The sequence below is a fragment of the Xylophilus sp. Leaf220 genome (assembly GCF_001421705.1).
Lineage (GTDB): Bacteria > Pseudomonadota > Gammaproteobacteria > Burkholderiales > Burkholderiaceae_C > Xylophilus.
This window is the reverse complement of sequence record NZ_LMKO01000024.1, coordinates 89570-103715: the sequence shown is the minus strand read 5'-3', so window position 1 is coordinate 103715 and position 14146 is coordinate 89570. Positions and strand designations below refer to the sequence as shown.

Sequence of the window (14146 nt, the reverse complement as noted above, 5' to 3'; positions counted from 1 at the left end):
CTTGGCCGCTGCGCTGCCGGCGGCGCCCTTGGCGGTCTTGCCGGCCGCCGACTTGGCCGGTGCACGGCGGGCCGGGGCGGGCTTGTCGTCCTGCGGCTTCGCATCGGCAGCGGCAGCGTTGCCGCCGCTCTCGGCCAGCAGGGTCAGCTTCTCGTCGGTGGATTTTTCTTCTTCCAGCGTTTCGCGCAGCAGCTGCATCGCCTCGGTATAGCCGAGCTGCTTGGCCAGGGCGCAGAGGGTGCCGTAGGTGGCGATTTCGTAGTGCTCGACCTTCTGGGCCGCGCCGATCAGGCCGGCGTCGAGCACCGGGCCCTTCTCCACTTCCTCGATCATTTCCTCGCCTTCCTCGACCAGGCCTTCCATCGCGGCGCACTTGATGCGCTTCAGCTTGATGCCGGTGGCTTCCACCGCGCGGTCGATCCGCTCGATCTGGCCCCGGGTCTCTTCCAGGTGGAGGGTGAAGGCCGCGGCCAGCGCCGGGTTGGTGGCGGCGCGCGCCATCTTGGGCAGTGCCTTGGTCAGCTGCTTTTCGGCGCTGTAGACGTCCGACAGAGCGTGGACGAACAGGTCTTCGAGGGTCTTGACGGCCATGGTGGATTCCTTTTTGGGCAGTGATGACGGAGGGAGTTCGCGGCGGTGCGAGGGCACTGCCGCCGGCCACGGCACCTGCCACGAAGGCGTGCGGGCCGGACAGCCCCGAGGGTGCGGGCGCGCCGGGCCGTCCCTGTCGTCTTGCGTCGGCGTGGTGCGTAGGCAGAGGGAGCGCCTTGCGTTTGGATGCAGCCGCGCCGCGCTTGTCGGTCATGCTGTCGACATGCGATGCGGCGCCGGCCGGTGGCGGCGCGGCCGCCCGGCCCTTCCGTACCGCATCCGCGTCGCCCTTCCACCACCGAACCTCCGACACCGCCATGCCCCGCTCCCCGCGCACCGATTCCCGCCCCGCCGACGACACCGCCGCCGACGTCGCGCCCCCGGTCCACGGCGACCTGACCCTGCCCGCCGTCACCATCGAGAGCTACAGCCTGGAGGTGCGCGACAGCGAGACCGACGGCTTCTACGGCGACCGCGCGAGCCGCACCGCCTTCGGCAAGATGCTCGACCTCTGGCGCACCCTGTTCACCGAGATGAACGACGGCAAGGACGCCTTCGGCGCCAAGCCGACCGCCGAGATCGGCAAGCGCCGCCTCGACGAGCTGCTGGCCGAGGGCGGCCCGGCGGCCGCGGCGATCCGCGCCGCCTCGGAGGACTATGCGGTGCAGCTGGCCCAGGTGGTGCGCCGCTTCCAGCGCCAGAAGTCGTGGCAGGGCGTCGAGCGGGTGGTGATCGGCGGCGGATTCCAGCAGAGCGAACTGGGCAAGCGGGCGGTGGGCCGCGCCGGCGAGCTGCTGGCCGAGGCGAAGGCGGGCGTCTCGCTGCGCACCCTGCACCACCATGCCGACGAGGGCGGCCTGATCGGCTGGCTGCACGTGGCGCCGCCCGAGGTGCTGGAGCGGCACGACGCGCTGCTGGCGGTCGACATCGGCGGCACCAACGTGCGCTGCGGCATCGTGCGGGTGCGCGGCAACGGCCCCGACCTGACCCGCGCCGAGGTGGTCGGCCGCGACAAGTGGGGCCATGCCGACGACGAGGACGTGAAGAAGCGCGACGACCTGGTCCAGGGCATCGCCGGCATGCTGGAGGACCTGATCCACGAGGCCAAGCGCGACGGCATCAAGCTCGCGCCCTTCGTCGGCGTGGCCTGCCCGGGCATGGTGCGGCCCGACGGCTCGATCGCCGGCGGCACCCAGAACCTGCCCGGCAACTGGGAGAGCACCCGGTTCCACCTGCCGCGCCACCTGTGCGAGAAGCTGCCCCGCATCGGCGGCGAGCCCACGCACGTGCGGCTGCACAACGACGCGGTGGTGCAGGGCCTGTCCGAGCTGCCCTTCATGAACGACGTCAGGCGCTGGGCGGTGCTGACGGTCGGCACCGGGCTCGGCAACGCGAGCTTCACCAACCGGTAGCGCGCGGCGGGTGGCGCCGGCCCGGCCGGCCGTCGGGCGGGGCGGCGGTCGATATCCGGGTGCGAGCCCTTACCAGAGGAGCCGGCCTACACTGGCGGCTTTCTTTTGTCTCTCTCCCGGTGCCTTCGTCCATGAATACCCGCCAATGGCTGGAACAGCTGGTCGCCTTCGACACGACCAGCCGCAATTCCAATCTCGACCTGATCGACTCCGTGCGCGAGGGCCTGGCTGCGCACGGCGTGCGCGCCGAGGTCATCGCCTCGCCCGACGGCCGCAAGGCCAACCTCTTCGCCACCCTGCCCGCCACCGACGGCCGCACCGAAGGCGGCATCGTGCTGTCGGGCCACACCGACGTGGTGCCGGTCGACGGCCAGGACTGGAGCAGCGACCCGTTCCGGATCGACGAGCGCGACGGCAAGCTGTACGCCCGCGGCTCTGCCGACATGAAGGGCTTCATCGCCACCACCCTCGCCCTGGTGCCCGAATTTTTGGCGATGCCGCGCCAGAAGCCGATCCACCTGGCCTACTCGTACGACGAGGAAGTGGGCTGCGTCGGCGCGCCGGTGATGCTGGCCGAGCTGAAGCAGCGCGGCCTGCGTGCCGAGGGCTGCGTGGTGGGCGAGCCCACCGGCATGCAGGTGGTGGTGGCCCACAAGGGCATCAACCTCTACCGCTGCCGGGTGCACGGCAAGGCGGCGCATTCGTCGCTCACCCCGCGCGGCTGCAACGCGATCGAGTACGCCGCCCGGCTGATCTGCCGCATCCGCGACATCGCCGACCACTACCGCGCCCACGGCCCGTACGACGAATTCTTCGACGTGCCCTTCACAACCCTCACCACCAACCAGATCCAGGGCGGCATCGCGGTCAACACGATTCCCGAGCTGTGCGAGTTCCAGTACGAGTTCCGCAACCTGCCGGGCATGTCGGTCGACAGCATCCACGCCCAGGTCGAGCAGTATGTGCAGGACGAGCTGCTGCCGAAGATGCAGAAGGAGTACGCCGAGGCCGGCATCGACATCACCGTCGGCGCCTCGGCGCCCGGCATGGAGACCGCCGAGCAGGAGGCGATCGTCGCCCTGGCCCGCGCGCTGACCACCGACCGCGAAACCCGCAAGGTCGCCTACGGCACCGAAGGCGGCCTGTTCCAACAGGCAGGCATCCCCACCGTCATCTGCGGCCCGGGCCACATCGAGAACGCCCACAAGCCCGACGAGTTCGTGGCGCTCGACCAGCTGGAGGCCTGCGAAGGGTTCCTGCGGCGGCTGGGGCAGTCGCTGGCGTAGACATCGCCGAACGCAGAGAACCCCCGCCTCTCGCGATGCGTCCGTAGGTTGCGACCGAGGTCCGCCAGGCGGCACCTGTACTTCAGTTGGACCAAGGCGCACGGTGCGCCGCTTTTAGATCATGACCGTTGCCGTCACTCAATCGTCTTTTGGGAAGACGCCAAAGCCAGTTCATTTTCTGCGAAGCAAGTGGTTCTGGCTCTGCTTGTTGGCAGGGTGCCTGTGGTCGCTGCTGATGCTGCTGCCGGTGATGGCACATCCGGGATGGCCGTCCAACCATGATGGAACGGCGCCGGTGATGCGCATGGCCGCAGTATTGGAGCAATGGCGGCTGGGGCATCTTCTACCTGTCTGGTCCACGGCACAGCAATTCGGCCATGGCTCGCCGCTGCCTGCGCTCTATCACAAGACGTTCATGTACACGTCGGCGGCGGTCCTGGCCCTCGCTGGCAGCGTCAAGGCAGCGCTGGTCGTGTCGACGTGGATATGGATGGTCATCGGCTTTTGCGGCATGTGCTTTTGCCTGCGGCAGCTCCTGCAGAAGCGGCACCCCTGGTTGTGGCTCCTCGGTGGTGCCCTTTTCCTGTCGTCGAACTATGCGTTTACCGACTGGCTGGTACGCGGGGCCTTCGCCGAGTTTTCTGCCATGGCGGTTTTGCCATGGTTATTCGCAGGGTGTCTGGTGCTGATTGCGGACGGACGATGGCCGGTCTGGATCGGCGCAGTGTTGGCAGTGCTGGTGCTGTCGCATAGCACCCTGGGCGCCTTCGCGCTGTTCCCGTTGGTGATCGCTGCCGTCGTAGCCGCATGGCGCTGGCGACGTGCTGCGTTTGGCTGGATCCGGCCGGGCATCGCCAGCGCAGCCGTATGCGCGTTGTTGATGGCGCCGTTCGTGTTGCCGATGGTGGCCATGGGTCGCTTCAACCGGATCGAGGAACTGGTGCGTCATCCGCGCTACACCCCGATGACCAACAATCTGCCTGGGGAAATATTCTTCTGGAACCAGGACTGGATCTGGGGGAACGAGTGGACCTACATCACCGTGCAGATGGATCCGGTACTTCTCTTCCTGCTACCAGTGTTTGTCGGTCTGTGCATTGTCCGTTTTCGGAACGCCGAGTGGAGATCCGTTGGCGTTTTTCTCTTGGCCGTGCTCGGTGCCATGGCATGGCTGCAGACCCGATACGCGTTCAGCTTCTACGAATACGTGCCCGGCGCGATCTATCTGCAATTTACGTACAGATTGCTGGCATATGAGACTGTGGTGCTGACGCTGTGCGTCTGCATGGCGTTGGGTGCTGGACTCGAATATGCGAGGCGCTGGCGTTTTTTTTCAATGCCTGACGGTCGCACCGCAGTGGGATGCCTCGCCATCGCGCTGCTGTCCGTGACTGCAGGGCCGAAAGTAGGGCGGGACAGTATTCGCTACGAGTGGATGACCGCGCAGCGCTTGCATGACGATTTGAAAAGCGACTATCTGGCCATGGGGGAGTTCTTCCCATTAGTGGACTGGACCCCGCTGGACGACATCCAGGCAGTCCTTCGGCAAACGCTCGACCACGCGAGGTCGTCTGGGCTGAAGAACTGCCAAGTACTGCAAACCGATATGGCAAAACCGCAAGAACGTAGCCGTGGGCACTGGCAGGTGGGATGTCCGACTGCGTCTTTGGTGTCGCTTGGCGTGTTTGCGGCACCGGGTATGGCGGTACGCATCCGGCCAGCGGGTTCTCAAGAATGGATAAAAGCCCCCGTCGTACGGACTTGTAGCGATCCACGACTGCAGGTGCGCCTGAGCGAAGGGGTAAGCGAGATCCAGGTCGTGTTCCCCACCTGGTGGCGGACCGTCAGGACTCTCTTACAGAAGCCGGCTTTCGATTTCCGCCGCGACTGCGCCCTTCTGCCGGCGGCAAGTTACATCGCGGGACATCGCGGCATGTCGCTGCCCTGACCGCAGGCCCGCGCTACAGGCCCAGCATCAGCTTCAGGTTCTGCACCGCCGCGCCGCTGGCGCCCTTGCCCAGGTTGTCCAGGCGCGCGACCAGCACCGCATGGTGGTGGTCGTCGTTCGGGTACACCCGGATCTCGAGCTGGTTGGTGTCGTTGAGGGCTTCGGGCTCCAGCTTGCCGTCGTCGGTGACGGGCAGCACCTTCACGAACTGCTCGGGCGTGTTGCTCCTGGCATAGTGCGCGGCCAGCGCGGCGTGCAGGTCGGCGGCGCGGGGCGCGCCGGGCAGCAGGTCCAGGTGCAGCGGCAGCTGCACCAGCATGCCCTGCCGGAAATTGCCCACCGACGGGACGAAGACCGGGCGGCGGGTCAGGCCGGTGTAGGCCATGATCTCGGGGATGTGCTTGTGCTTCAGTCCGAGCGCGTACAGCTCGAAGGCCGCGGCCTGGCCGGCCTCGTAGGCTTCGATCATCGCCCGGCCGCCGCCGGAGTAGCCGCTGACCGAGGGCAGGGCGACGGGGAAGTCGGCTGGCAGCAGGCCAGCATCGACCAGCGGCCGTACCAGGGCGATCGCGCCGGTGGCGTAGCAGCCGGGGTTGGCCACCCGGTCGGCGGCGGCGACGGCCGCGGCCTGGCCCGCGTCCAGTTCGGGAAAGCCGTAGGCCCAGCCCGGCGCGGTGCGGTGGGCGGTCGAGGCGTCGATGATCTTCGGCCGGCGGCCGTCGAGCGAGTCGACCAGCGCCACCGTCTCGCGGGCGGCGTCGTCGTGCAGGCACAGCACCACCAGGTCGACCTGCGCCAGCAGCGCCCGCTTGGCCTCGGGATCCTTGCGGCGGGCCGGGTCGATGCTGGCCAGGGTGATCTCGGGCATCAGCTGGAGACGTTCGCGGATCTGGAGGCCGGTGGTGCCGGCTTCGCCATCGATGAAGACCTGGGGCATGGGAAGGGTGTCCTGGCTGTCGTGGGAGGGGGAAGGGGCGCGGGCCCCGGGCGGGCACGGCGCTGCCGAGGCGCTCGGCAACTACGGGAAAACGCCCATGATACAGTCGGCCCCGCTGTGTCCCATGCCCGCTGCCAGCACAGATTTCGCACTTTTCCCTCGGCCGCCGGGTCTGCCTCCCCTCTTTTTCTCCTGAGAGAACCCTCATGAAGATTCACGAATACCAAGCCAAGGAAATCTTGCGCAAATTCGGTGTGCCCGTGCCCCGCGGCCAGGCAGCCTTCACAGTGCAGGAAGCGGTCGAAGCCGCCCAGAAGCTCGGCGGCCCGGTCTGGGTGGTCAAGGCCCAGATCCACGCGGGCGGCCGCGGCAAGGGCGGCGGCGTCAAGGTCGCCAAGACCATCGAGGACGTCAAGCGCATCTCCGGCGAGATCCTGGGCATGCAGCTCAAGACCCACCAGACCGGCCCCGAAGGCCAGAAGGTGCGTCGCCTCTACATCGAAGACGGCGCCGACATCCAGAACGAGCTCTACGTGTCCATCGTCACCGACCGCGCCACGCAGAAGCTGGCCTTCATCGCGTCGAGCGAAGGCGGCATGGACATCGAGGAAGTGGCCCACTCCACGCCCGACAAGATCGTCACCGAGTACATCGACCCGCTGACCGGCCTGGGCGACGAACAGGCCAAGAAGATCTCGGACGCCATCGGCATCCCGGCCGGCTCCACCGCCCAGGCCGTCGACATCTTCAAGAAGCTCTACACCTGCTACATGGAGACCGACGCGTCGCTGGTCGAGATCAACCCGCTGAACGTCGACAGCAAGGGCCAGCTGCTGGCCCTGGACGCCAAGTTCAACTTCGACAGCAACGCGCTGTTCCGCCTGCCCGAGATCGTCGCCCTGCGCGATCTGGACGAGGAAGACGCCGCCGAGATCGAAGCCAGCAAGTTCGACCTGGCCTACATCAGCCTCGACGGCAACATCGGCTGCCTGGTCAACGGCGCGGGCCTGGCCATGGCCACGATGGACACCATCAAGCTCTACGGCGCAGAGCCTGCCAACTTCCTCGACGTGGGCGGCGGTGCCACCCCCGAGAAGGTCACCGAAGCCTTCAAGATCATGCTGAAGAACAAGAAGGTCGAGGCCATCATGGTCAACATCTTCGGCGGCATCATGAAGTGCGACACCATCGCCACCGGCGTGATCACCGCCTGCAAGGCGGTGAACCTGTCCGTGCCGCTGGTCGTGCGCATGAAGGGCACCAACGAAGAACTGGGCAAGAAGATGCTGGCCGAATCGGGCCTGCCGATCATCAGCGCCGATTCGATGGCCGAAGCGGCCCAAAAAGTGGTTGCAGCCGTCAAGGCCAAGTAAGGAACTGAAGTCATGTCGATCTACATCAACAAAGACACCAAGGTCATCACCCAGGGCATCACCGGCAAGACCGGCCAGTTCCATACGGAAAAGTGCCAGGAATACGCGAACGGCAAGAACGCCTTCGTGGCCGGCGTGAACCCGAAGAAGGCCGGCGAGTCGATCTTCAACATCCCGATCTACGCCTCGGTCAAGGAAGCCGCGTCGCAGACCGGCGCCACCGTGTCGGTGATCTACGTGCCGCCCGCAGGCGCCGCCGCCGCGATCTGGGAAGCCGTCGAAGCCGACCTGGACCTGGCGATCTGCATCACCGAAGGCATCCCGGTGCGCGACATGCTCGAAGTGCGCAACAAGATGAAGGCCAAGGAAGCCAAGGGCGGCAAGAAGACGCTGCTGCTGGGCCCGAACTGCCCCGGCCTGATCACGCCCGACGAGATCAAGATCGGAATCATGCCCGGCCACATCCACAAGAAGGGCCGCATCGGCGTGGTGAGCCGCTCCGGCACGCTGACCTACGAAGCCGTCGCACAGTTGACCGAACTCGGCATCGGCCAGTCGAGCGCCGTCGGCATCGGTGGCGATCCGATCAACGGCCTGAAGCACATCGACGTGATGAAGGCGTTCAACGACGATCCGGATACCGACGCGGTCATCATGATCGGCGAGATCGGCGGACCCGACGAGGCGGACGCCGCCCGCTGGTGCAAGGACAACATGAAGAAGCCGATCGTCGGTTTCATCGCCGGCGTCACCGCCCCTCCCGGCAAGCGCATGGGCCACGCCGGCGCGCTGATCTCGGGCGGCGAAGACACGGCCGACGCCAAGCTGGCGGTCATGGAAGAGTGCGGCTTCACCATCACCCGCAACCCGTCGGAGATGGGCAAGCTGCTGCAGGGCCTGCTCAAGCGCGCCTGACCGGCACGGTGCACCGGCGCCACCCTCGGCCGGCGCGTACGCAATACTACGCACCGGCCCGGCCCGCAGTGCCGCTACACTCCGCTGCATAAATAGAAGCGCCCCTGGAATATTCCCGGGGCGCTTCTGCATTCATAACAGCAGGAGCCAGTCAGCATGGAAGTTCTACACAGCCCCGATTTCTGGATCGGTCTTCTCAAGATCGTCTGGATCAACATCATCCTGTCGGGCGACAACGCGGTGGTGATCGCGCTGGCCGCCCGCTCGCTGCCGCCGCACCAGCAGAAGCAGGCCGTCCTGTGGGGCTCGGGCGCCGCGGTGGTGCTGCGGATCGCGCTCACCGTCGTCGCGGCCAAGCTGCTCGAGCTGCCCTACCTGCAGATCGTCGGCGGCTGCCTGCTGCTCTGGATCGGCGTGCAGTTGCTCGGCGAGGAAGAGGAAGAAGACGGCGAATCCAAGGAATACGGCAACCTGATGGCCGCGGTGCGCACTATCCTGATCGCCGACCTGGTCATGAGCCTGGACAACGTGATCGCCGTGGCGGCCGCCGCGCAGGGCGACACCACGCTGCTGATCCTGGGCCTGGCGATCAGCATCCCGCTGGTGATCTTCGGCAGCACGCTGATGATCAAGCTGATGGAGCGTTTCCCGATCATCGTGCTGCTGGGCGCGGCCCTGATCGGCTGGGTGGGCGGCGAGACCATCGTCAACGACGTCTCGATGCGCGGCGTCCTGGCCGCGAACCCGTGGCTGCACTACGTGGCCGCCGCGATCGGCGCCGCCTTCGTGGTGGCGGTGGGCAAGTCGTTGCAGGCCCGCGCCGCGCGGCGCCATGCGGCGCGCCACGCGACGCACTGACGCTCCAGGGCCCGGCCTGCACCGCCGCGAGGCGGGCACGGCCGGGCGACGAGCGCGGCACGGGGCCGTCGCATCCCCCTGCCTGCGCCGTCATCCGGGCCTGGGGGCATTGCCGCCTGCTCTATCATCCGCGGCCAGCCGGTCCCTGCGGGACCTTTTCCCCGCCGACCGCGATTGCCGCCTTCCATGCATTACGAGTTCCATGCCCTGAGCGACACCGGCCGCGTGCGGGACAACAACGAAGACACGGTCGTCCACGACGCAGCCCTGGGCCTGGCGGTTCTGGCCGACGGCATGGGCGGCTACAACGCCGGCGAGGTGGCCAGCGGCATCGCCACCGATTTCGTGCAGCGCGAATTCGGTGCCTGGCTCCGGTCGCACGGCGGTGGCCATGGGGCCACGCCCCGCGAACTGCGCCGCGCGATGGAGGGCTGTGCCGAGGACGCCAACCGCGCGATCCTGGAAGCGGCGCAAGCGCAGCCCGCCTTCCGCGGCATGGGCACCACCCTGGTTTTCGGCGTGTTCCTGCCCGATCGGATCATGCTGGGTCACATCGGCGACTCGCGCTGCTATCGCCTGCGGGCCGGTCATCTGGAGCGTCTGACACGCGATCACTCGGTGCTGCAGGAGCATATCGACGCCGGGCTGGTCAGCCCGGCGCAGGCCAGTTCGGTGCCGTATCGCAACCTGGTGACACGGGCCCTGGGAGTGGAAACCGGCGCACAGCTGGACGTGGCCGAGCACACGCCCCAGCCGGGCGACCGCTACCTGATCTGCTCCGACGGCCTGACCGACATGCTCGGCGACCCCGAGATCGCGGCCCTCCTGGGCGCCGGAATGTCGATGGGCAACACCGCTACGGCCCTCGTCGACGCCGCCAATGCGGCGGGCGGGCGCGATAATGTCAGCGTACTGTTGGCACAGGCCGAGGGCGCCTCTCCCACACGCGGGCGCTGGGCGCGCCTGCTGGGTCTCTCGCCGCGCGGCAGCTAGCGAAAATAAGAACCGGAGCAGGAATCGGCATGGCCAAGCTGTTGTTGTCCCTAGAGGGAATCACGATCCGGGAGGTCGCGCTGGTCAAGGACCGTACCACCATCGGCCGCCGGCCCTACAGCGACATCGTCGTCGACAGCCTGGTGGTGAGCGGCGAGCATGCGGTTCTGCACCTGGCCCCCGACGGGCAGGCCGCCGTCGAAGACCTGCAGAGCGTCAACGGCACCGCGGTCAACGGTGTCCTGGTGCTCAAGCATGTCCTGAAGCATGGCGACGTGATCGAGATCGGCCGCCTGAAGCTCACCTTCGACCAGGAAGCGGGCAGTTCGGTCTCCGCGCGCCGCTCGGTCGCCGCCGACGCGGCCGCAGTGCAGGCCGCCGTCGATGCCGAGCGCGACGCGGCCCTGGCCGGCATCCCGCTGTTCGCCGAGACCGCCATGGCGCCCGACACCGTCGCCGCCTCGGTGCGGCCGGCGGCCATCCGCATCCTGTCGGGTGCGGCCGCCGGCCGGTCGGTCGATCTGCACAAGGTGGTCACCACCATCGGCAAGTCGGGCGTGGGGGTGGCGGCCATCACCCGCCGGCCGCAGGGCTTCACGCTCACCTATGTCGAGGGCGACGCGATGCCTTTCGTCAACGGCGTGAGCGCCCGCCATGCACCGGTGATGCTGCGCCCGGGCGACCTGATCGAGCTGGCGGGCATCCGCATGCAGTTCGACCAGGCGGCCTGAGCCGGCCAGCGGCCGCCGTGGCGAACCCGCCGGACGCATGAACTTCCTGCGCCGCCACGGCCCGCGCATCGCCGTCACCCTGCTGCCGGTGCTGCTGGCCCTGTGGCACGCGGCGCTCGGCACCGAGTGGGCGCCGATCCACCGGCTGGACGCCGCCCTCTACGACATCCGGCTGCGCGCCACCATGCCTGGCACCCGCGACGAGCGCATCGTCATCGTCGACGTCGACGAGCGGAGCCTCGACGAGATCGGCCACTGGCCCTGGGGGCGCGACAAGCTCGCCCAGCTGGTCGACGAGGTGTTCGATCGGCAGAACGCGGCCGTGCTCGGCATGGACGTACTGTTCTCGGAAGCGGACCAGAGCTCGGGCCTGGACAGCCTGCGCCGTCTGGCCGACGGGCCCTTGCGCGGCCAGCCGGGTTTTGCCGAGAGCCTGCGCCAGTTGGAGCCGGTGCTCGACTACGACGGCCGCTTCGCCCGGTCGCTGGTCGACCGCCCCGCCGTGCTCGGCTATTACTTCACCAGCGACCGGGAGGGCCGGACCAAGGGCGTGCTGCCCGCACCGGTCCTGCGCGGCGCCGATTTCGCCGCCCTGGCCCGCGGCCAGGGCCCGGTCGTGCCGCCGCTGCAGGCCTACGGCTGGAACGGCTACGGCGCCAACCTGGAAGGCCTGGTGTCGGCCGTGCCGCTGGCGGGCTTCTTCAACTCGATCACCGACGCCGACGGCGTGGTGCGCAGCGTGCCGGTCATCGCCCAGTACCAGGGCCACTACTACGAATCCCTGGCGATGGCGATGTTCCGCATGGTCCACGGCCGGGCCGACCTGCTGCCGGTGCTCGTGCCGGCGCCCGAAGGCGAGGGCGGGCTGCGGGTGATCGAGAAGCTGCTGCTGCAGACGCCGAGCGCCCTGCTGCCGGTGCGGGTCGATGCCAACGCCTCCACCCTGGTGCCGTACCGCGGCCCGGGGGGCGCCCGCGGCGGATCGTTCAGCTACGTCTCCGCCTCTGCCGTGCTGAAGGGCCAGCTGCCGGCCGGCTCCCTGCAGGGCAAGATCGCGCTGCTCGGCTCCACCGCGCCCGGCCTGCTCGACCTGCGGGTCACGCCGGTCGGCGAAACCTACCCCGGCGTCGAGACGCACGCCAACGTCATCTCGGGCTGGCTCGACGGCCGTAGCTTGATCCGCCCCGACTACGCCAACGGCTACGACGCCGCCGCTCTGCTGCTGGCCGGCCTGCTGCTGGCGCTGGCGCTGCCGTTTCTGTCGGTGGTGTCGGGCAGCCTGTTGACCGTCGCCGTCGCGGCGGTGCTGGCCGCGCTGAACTTCTGGTTTTACCGTGCGCACGGCCTGGTCATGCCGGTCGCCGCGCAGCTCATCATGGTGATCGCGGCCTTCGCGCTCAACATCGGCTACGGCTATTTCGTGGAAAGCCGCTCCCGTCGCCAACTGGCCCGCCTGTTCGGCAACTACGTGCCGCGCGAATTGGTCCGCGAGATGGTGAAGGACCCCGAGAGTTACAGCATGCAGGCGATCAACCGCGAGATGACGGTGATGTTCTGCGACATGCGCGGCTTCACCGCCCTGTCGGAGCAGATGGAGCCGCTGGCCCTGCAGGCGCTGCTCAACACCGTCTTCAGTCGCCTGACCCGCATCATCCGCAAGCACCGCGGCACCATCGACAAATACATGGGCGACTGCGTGATGGCCTTCTGGGGCGCCCCGCTGGAAACACCCCACCACGCCCGGCTGGCCGTGGCGGCCGCGTTGGACATGGTGGAGGAGCTGAAGGTGCTGAACGCCGAACACCGCCAGCGCGGCCTGCCTGAGATCGGTATCGGGATCGGCATCAACACCGGCACCATGTGCGTCGGCGACATGGGCTCCTACACCCGTCGCAGCTACACCGTGATCGGCGACGCGGTGAACCTGGGTGCGCGGCTGGAGAGTCTGTCGAAGTTGTACGGCGTGCAGGTCGTGGTGGGCGACCGGGCCCATGCGCAGTCGGCCGACCTTTGCGCCTGGCGGGAACTGGACCGGGTGGTGGTCCGGGGGCGGCAGCAGGCGGTCACGGTCTACATGCCGATGGCCGAGGTGCCCGAGAACGACACTTGGCCGGACATGCTGCGCGCATATAGGGAATGCCGCTGGGACGATGCCGCCGCCTTGCTCGCGGTGCAGCCGGTCGGGCCGGCGTTGCGCAGCCTTTATGCCTCGCGGATCGAGGCGGGGCGGCAGTGGCCGCCCATGGCGGATTGGGACGGGGCCTATCGGTTCGACAGCCGGTAGAGGTGTGTGGGCGACGATCGGGCGGTGTCCTTCTGCCAAAACGATATCCGTCGCTGGCGTCCGCGGAAGGCGACGCCCTGCGCTGGCTCGGCAGTCCCAACATGTGGCGTGTTGGTTTGAGGATCCGGACAAAAGTGTCAACTCGTATCTTTGTCGCGGTGCTGGTGACAAGCTGGGCGCGCGAAGTTGTCGGTTTCGAGGCTGAGCGTGCAGGTAACCGAGTGTTTGGGCCTTGGCATGGAAGCTGCTGGTGTACGACGTCTTCCCTTACCTCCCAACCTTTAGGAGTCTTTTCATGAAGCGTTCTATGTCTCGCGGTATTCAGCAAGTCCAGAAGGGCTTTACGCTGATCGAATTGATGATCGTTGTGGCGATTATCGGCATTTTGGCTGCTGTTGCGCTCCCTGCTTATCAGGATTACACCGTCCGTGCACGAGTGACTGAAGGCATGGGCCAAGCGTCGGCTGCTAAGACTACAGTCGCTGAGAATATCTCGAGCAATGGCGGAGCGCTTGCTGCGGACAACTGCAAAGGAGTAGGTGTAAGTACTTCTGCAGTTGGTGGAGTCGCATCCATCGCCTGCACTGCAGCTAGTGGAGTTATCTTGGTAACGATGGATGCCAAGGCAAAAAGCGTTCCAATCACTTTTACCCCTACTATCACTACCCAAGGTACAATTACTTGGGCATGCACCACTGATACGGCATCCCAAAAATATGTTCCAGCTAGCTGCAGGACGTAACCTGTTGCTTTGATTAAGGGCCTGGGATGAAAGTCTGGGCCCTTTTTGCTATATAAATCTGCCTAAGCTGCTGCAG

At 67.1% G+C, this 14146-nt stretch carries 11 protein-coding genes and 1 pseudogene; 10 read left to right on the top strand and 2 right to left on the bottom strand.

All coding sequences use genetic code 11. From position 1 onward, the window contains the following. Positions 1 to 99: 99 nt before the first annotated feature. Positions 100 to 591, bottom strand: a pseudogene (locus ASE76_RS16070) (ferritin-like domain-containing protein); the annotation flags it as partial. A gap of 317 nt (positions 592 to 908) precedes the next feature. On the opposite strand from ASE76_RS16070, the gene ASE76_RS16065 reads away from it, so the two are divergent. The 3 genes from ASE76_RS16065 to ASE76_RS16055 all read left to right on the top strand — a co-directional run bounded on the left by ASE76_RS16065 (position 909) and on the right by ASE76_RS16055 (position 5237). After that, positions 909 to 2003 (top strand): ROK family protein, encoded by a 1095-nt coding sequence (locus ASE76_RS16065; protein ID WP_156362822.1) that lies wholly within the window; start codon positions 909 to 911, stop codon positions 2001 to 2003. A gap of 131 nt (positions 2004 to 2134) precedes the next feature. After that, a complete protein-coding gene (argE, locus tag ASE76_RS16060) occupies positions 2135 to 3289 on the top strand; it encodes an acetylornithine deacetylase (protein WP_055841718.1) in 1155 nt (384 codons plus the stop codon). Between the two features lie 121 nt (positions 3290 to 3410). Then, the gene (locus tag ASE76_RS16055; RefSeq protein ID WP_156362820.1) at positions 3411 to 5237 is read left to right on the top strand and encodes a hypothetical protein; all 1827 of its coding nucleotides are present in this window, start codon (positions 3411 to 3413) and stop codon (positions 5235 to 5237) included. 13 nt (positions 5238 to 5250) lie between these two features. Here ASE76_RS16055 and argC read toward each other — a convergent pair whose 3' ends face one another. Then, positions 5251 to 6174, bottom strand: a complete 924-nt coding sequence (argC, locus tag ASE76_RS16050) for an N-acetyl-gamma-glutamyl-phosphate reductase (protein WP_055841713.1) — start codon at positions 6172 to 6174, stop codon at positions 5251 to 5253. 206 nt (positions 6175 to 6380) lie between these two features. Here argC and sucC point away from each other — a divergent pair, with 206 nt between their 5' ends. The 7 genes from sucC (at position 6381) to ASE76_RS20185 (ending at position 14070) form a co-directional block, all read left to right on the top strand. Then, positions 6381 to 7547 carry an ADP-forming succinate--CoA ligase subunit beta gene (sucC, locus tag ASE76_RS16045; RefSeq protein ID WP_055841710.1) on the top strand — a complete coding sequence of 389 codons (1167 nt, stop codon included), beginning with the start codon at positions 6381 to 6383 and terminating at the stop codon, positions 7545 to 7547. Positions 7548 to 7559: 12 nt separating this feature from the next. Further along, a complete protein-coding gene (gene sucD / locus ASE76_RS16040; RefSeq protein WP_055841707.1) occupies positions 7560 to 8462 on the top strand; it encodes a succinate--CoA ligase subunit alpha in 903 nt (300 codons plus the stop codon). A 156-nt stretch (positions 8463 to 8618) separates the two neighbouring features. Beyond that, a complete protein-coding gene (locus ASE76_RS16035; protein WP_055841704.1) occupies positions 8619 to 9320 on the top strand; it encodes a TerC family protein in 702 nt (233 codons plus the stop codon). Between the two features lie 186 nt (positions 9321 to 9506). Next, positions 9507 to 10313, top strand: coding sequence for a PP2C family serine/threonine-protein phosphatase (locus ASE76_RS16030; RefSeq protein ID WP_055841700.1), 807 nt, complete (start codon positions 9507 to 9509; stop codon positions 10311 to 10313). Between the two features lie 29 nt (positions 10314 to 10342). Further along, the gene (locus tag ASE76_RS16025; RefSeq protein ID WP_055841698.1) at positions 10343 to 11044 is read left to right on the top strand and encodes an FHA domain-containing protein; all 702 of its coding nucleotides are present in this window, start codon (positions 10343 to 10345) and stop codon (positions 11042 to 11044) included. Positions 11045 to 11081: 37 nt separating this feature from the next. Then, complete coding sequence (locus ASE76_RS16020) at positions 11082 to 13328, top strand: CHASE2 domain-containing protein (protein ID WP_055841693.1); 2247 nt, start codon at positions 11082 to 11084, stop codon at positions 13326 to 13328. A 295-nt stretch (positions 13329 to 13623) separates the two neighbouring features. Further along, positions 13624 to 14070, top strand: coding sequence for a pilin (locus tag ASE76_RS20185; RefSeq protein WP_304437654.1), 447 nt, complete (start codon positions 13624 to 13626; stop codon positions 14068 to 14070). The last annotated feature ends 76 nt before the right edge of the window (positions 14071 to 14146 follow it).

Excerpts from the sequence above, each read along its gene's own strand:
- ASE76_RS16065 (WP_156362822.1), top strand. The coding sequence starts at position 909 with ATGCCCCGCTCCCCGCGCACCGATTCCCGCCCCGCCGACGACACCGCC.
- argE (WP_055841718.1), top strand. The coding sequence starts at position 2,135 with ATGAATACCCGCCAATGGCTGGAACAGCTGGTCGCCTTCGACACGACC.
- ASE76_RS16055 (WP_156362820.1), top strand. The coding sequence starts at position 3,411 with ATGACCGTTGCCGTCACTCAATCGTCTTTTGGGAAGACGCCAAAGCCA.
- argC (WP_055841713.1), bottom strand. The coding sequence starts at position 6,174 with ATGCCCCAGGTCTTCATCGATGGCGAAGCCGGCACCACCGGCCTCCAG.
- sucC (WP_055841710.1), top strand. The coding sequence starts at position 6,381 with ATGAAGATTCACGAATACCAAGCCAAGGAAATCTTGCGCAAATTCGGT.
- sucD (WP_055841707.1), top strand. The coding sequence starts at position 7,560 with ATGTCGATCTACATCAACAAAGACACCAAGGTCATCACCCAGGGCATC.
- ASE76_RS16035 (WP_055841704.1), top strand. The coding sequence starts at position 8,619 with ATGGAAGTTCTACACAGCCCCGATTTCTGGATCGGTCTTCTCAAGATC.
- ASE76_RS16030 (WP_055841700.1), top strand. The coding sequence starts at position 9,507 with ATGCATTACGAGTTCCATGCCCTGAGCGACACCGGCCGCGTGCGGGAC.
- ASE76_RS16025 (WP_055841698.1), top strand. The coding sequence starts at position 10,343 with ATGGCCAAGCTGTTGTTGTCCCTAGAGGGAATCACGATCCGGGAGGTC.
- ASE76_RS16020 (WP_055841693.1), top strand. The coding sequence starts at position 11,082 with ATGAACTTCCTGCGCCGCCACGGCCCGCGCATCGCCGTCACCCTGCTG.
- ASE76_RS20185 (WP_304437654.1), top strand. The coding sequence starts at position 13,624 with ATGAAGCGTTCTATGTCTCGCGGTATTCAGCAAGTCCAGAAGGGCTTT.